Raw genomic sequence first — 3,632 nt, 5'->3', positions numbered from 1 at the left:
GCGGTTATTGGAGAGGCCAGCCTGGTGGGGGGCCCCCCTCAGCCCAAGATGCCTAACATGATTTTTAAAGCGGATTGGGCCTTAGAGGGAAAAGTGAGCTGTCGAGCCTGCTCGTACGGCCGATCGTCGCGATCGTCACGTTCGCCTTCGCCACGGTCTGGATCGTCATGGCGCTCGGCGGTCCGACCTATTGGTTCTGGTCGCAGTTCACCGCGAACGGATCCGCCGAGAGGATCTGGGTGCCGTGGGCGGTGCAGCACATCTTCGGCGGGATCGATCCGTCTCCGGATCCGCACCGCTGGGCGTCGATGCTCTACCTCGGCGTCGGGATCGTGTTCCTCGTCACGCTGCCGCTCGTGCTCCGCGGTCTCGTGCGGCTGTACGGCACGGTCGCGGCCGCCCTGACCGGGCGCTGGGAGTCCGACGACCTCGTCGCTCAGGTCGTGGGTCTCGACGCCTCCCTGGACGCGGCTGTGCAGGCCGAGGACGCGGGCCTGCGCAGGCTGGAGCGGGATCTGCACGACGGCCCGCAGCAGCGCCTCGTGCGTCTGCAGATGGATCTCGCGGCCCTGGAGCGGCGCGCGGCCGACGGCGACGCCGCGGCGGTCGCGGCGCTCGCGCAGGAGTCCCGCGGACATGCGCAGGCGGCGCTCGACGAGCTCAGGGCGCTGGCCGGCGGGGTGGCGCCGCCGCTGCTGCAGGATCGCGGGATCGCCGAGGCGATCACCGGACTCGCGGCCGCGAGCGCGCTGCCGGTACGCGCCGATGTCGCGCCGGGGATCACCGCGGCGCTGAGCCCGGAGACCGCACGGAACCTGTACTTCGTGGTCGCCGAGCTGCTGACCAACGCCGCCAAGCACGCGGGCGCCGACAGCGCCTCCGTGACGGCGGTCCGCGAGGGATCGGTGGTGCGCGTGACCGTGCTGGACGACGGCCGCGGCGGCGCCGCTGCTCGGCCCGGCGGAGGGCTCGAGGGTCTCGCCCAGCGCGTGCAGGGACTCCGAGGCACGATGCACATCGACAGCCCGGAGGGCGGCCCGACCATCGTGACCGTCACGGTGCCCGTCTCCGCCTGAGCGGAGGGCGGACGGGGGAGCGACAGGAGTCTCGATCATCCGCCCCATAGTCTGAAGGGCGTGACCGATCAGCAGGCTCCGCTGCGGGTGATCCTCTTCGAGGACTCGATCCTGCTGCGCGAAGGTCTCGTGCGCCTGTTCGCCGAGGCCGGCTTCGAGACCGTCGGCGCGCATGCCGACGCCGACGACGTGGTCGTCCGCACCAGGGCGGCCGCGGCGGAGGTCGCCGTGCTCGACGTGCGGATGCCGCCCACGTTCCGGGACGAGGGCATCCGCGCGGCGCTGGCCCTGCGGGAGGCGCTTCCGGAGGTGGGGATCCTCGTCCTCAGCCAGTACGTCGAAGGCGTGTACGCTCGCGAGCTGCTCGGCGCAGGCGACGGGGGATTCGGATACCTGCTCAAGGACAGGGTCACGTCGCTCGAGGAGCTCTCCGCGGCGGTCCGGCAGGTGAGTCGGGGCGGGACCGTGCTGGACCCGAGGGTCGTGCAGCAGCTGATGCGCACGGGACCGGATCCCCTCGGACGCCTCACCCCGAGGGAGCGCGAGGTGCTCGAGGCCATGGCGGAGGGGCGCAGCAACGTGTCGATCGCCGCGGGCATGAGTGTCGGAGTGGGCGCGGTCGAGAAGAACGTCTCCGCGATCTTCGCCAAGCTCGGGCTCGAGGACTCCGGCACCGACCACCGCCGCGTGCTGGCCGTGCTCGCGTATCTGCAGAAAGACCCCCGTCCCTGAGCGGAACGGGGGCCTTGCGCTGCCGGCGGGTGTCAGGCGGCGACGTGCGACACGAGGAACCAGCGGTCCTTCTCGAGACCGCGCTGGATCTCGATCGCCACGTCCTGGCTGGTGAGGTCGATCTCGTCCAGGCCCTCGACGGCGGCCTTGACGTTCACGAGGATCGCGTCGATGTCGGCGATCACGGCGCGGACGAGGTCGTCCGAGCGGGTGAACCCGGCGGGCACCTGGGTGGCGCCCGCCTTCTCGGCCACGACCGTGGCGCGGGCGTCGATCGGCAGGCCGAGGGCGACGATGCGCTCCGCGGCGGTGTCGGCGAAGTCTCCGGCGTGGTCGACGATCACGTCGAGCAGCTCGTGCACGCCGACGAAGTTCGCGCCGCGCACGTGCCAGTGCGCCTGCTTGCCGTTCAGGGTGAGGGCCTGCAGGCCCAGCACGACGGGGGTCAGGAACTGGGCGGCGCCGGCCGCGACGGTCGGGTCGACGGAGGTTGCGGTGATGGTCTCGGCGTTGCTCATGATGTCTCCTCGGTGATCATTCGGATCCGTGCGTGCTGATGTCTTGACCTCAACGCTACTCAGCACAGAATGTTCCGCAAGCAAGCTGAGGCAACGCTAACCCGCAGGTCACGCGGTGTTTCGGCAAGGCTTGCCTTCCTCGCAGATCTCTCGGTGCGCCGCGTGGACGACGGGAGGACACAGCGATCCGGGATACCTTCGTCAGGTGGCAACAGCTGGTACCTCCTCCCGTGCGGCCCTGCGCCGACTCCGCAGTTCCGATGTGCAGGGCGCATCCGCAGCGCAGAAGGTCGGATCGAACTTCATCCCCCATGTGCAGGGTCTGCGTGCGATCGCCGTCCTCGCCGTCGTGCTCTATCACTTCTGGCCCGGGCGGCTGAGCGGCGGTTATGTCGGCGTCGACATCTTCTTCGTGATATCCGGCTTCCTGATCACCGCGCATCTCGCGAGGGAGCTGAACGCGACCGGGAAGGTGAACCTCGGCCAGTTCTGGGCCCGTCGCGCCCGTCGTCTGCTGCCGGCCTCGCTGCTCGTGCTGCTGTTCTGCGCGATCGTCGCGGCGATCCCCGTGCTGTCGCCGCTGTCGCAGTTGCCCGCGGAGCTGCAGGAGATCGTCGCCTCCACGTTCTACGTGGAGAACTGGTTCCTCGCACTGAACTCGGCCGACTACCTCGCGCACTCGGGCGATCCGACCATGGTGCAGCACTACTGGTCCCTCTCGCTCGAGGAGCAGTTCTACGTGCTCTGGCCGCTCATCATGCTGCTCGCGGCATGGATCGCGGTGAAGTACTTCCGCGGATCCCGCCTGCGCGCAGCCGCGATCGCCATCGGCGTGGTCTCGGTGGCCTCGTTCGTGTTCTGCGTGTGGTTCACCGCCACGAACCCCGCACCCGCCTATTTCGTCACGTTCGGTCGCATGTGGCAGTTCGGCGTGGGCGCGGTGCTCGCGCTCGTCCCGCGGCTGCGCGTGAGCAATGCGATCGGCAGCTTCGTCCTGGGCTGGGGCGGCATCATCGTGCTGCTCGTCGTGATCTACCGCTTCGACGGGCAGACCCCGTTCCCGGGGTACATGGCCGCGATCCCCACGCTCGCGGCGGCGGCGATCATCGCCGCCTCGAACACGGAGCGCTGGTGGTATCCGACGCGGATACTCGCGATCCGGCCGATGCGCTTCACGGGTGACATCTCCTACAGCCTGTATCTGTGGCACTGGCCGCTCATCATCATCGCGCCGTCCCTGCCGTTCTGGGGCCTCTCGATCTATCACCGCATCGCGCTCGTCGGCATCTGCTTCCTGCTCGCCTGG

The 3,632-nt window shown here is 69.4% G+C and carries 4 protein-coding genes; 3 read left to right on the top strand and 1 reads right to left on the bottom strand.

Going from position 1 to position 3,632, the window contains the following annotated elements:
- Window positions 1–74: 74 nt before the first annotated feature.
- Both B7X32_RS19430 and B7X32_RS19425 read left to right on the top strand, forming a co-directional pair.
- The gene (locus tag B7X32_RS19430; protein ID WP_292723506.1) at window positions 75–1,076 is read left to right on the top strand and encodes a histidine kinase; all 1,002 of its coding nucleotides are present in this window, start codon (window positions 75–77) and stop codon (window positions 1,074–1,076) included.
- Between the two features lie 60 nt (window positions 1,077–1,136).
- Entirely contained in the window at window positions 1,137–1,808 is a 672-nt protein-coding gene (locus tag B7X32_RS19425; protein ID WP_292723504.1) for a response regulator transcription factor, read from the top strand.
- A 32-nt stretch (window positions 1,809–1,840) separates the two neighbouring features.
- On the opposite strand, the gene B7X32_RS19420 is transcribed toward B7X32_RS19425, so the two are convergent.
- A complete protein-coding gene (locus B7X32_RS19420) occupies window positions 1,841–2,326 on the bottom strand; it encodes a DNA starvation/stationary phase protection protein (protein WP_292723501.1) in 486 nt (161 codons plus the stop codon).
- A gap of 205 nt (window positions 2,327–2,531) precedes the next feature.
- Here B7X32_RS19420 and B7X32_RS19415 point away from each other — a divergent pair.
- On the top strand, window positions 2,532–3,632 hold a 1,101-nt coding region (locus B7X32_RS19415), incomplete at its 3' end, for an acyltransferase (RefSeq protein ID WP_292723499.1).

The organism is Microbacterium sp. 13-71-7 (assembly GCF_002257455.1).
Lineage (GTDB): Bacteria > Actinomycetota > Actinomycetes > Actinomycetales > Microbacteriaceae > Microbacterium.
This window is presented reverse-complemented; position numbering and strand designations above follow the sequence as displayed.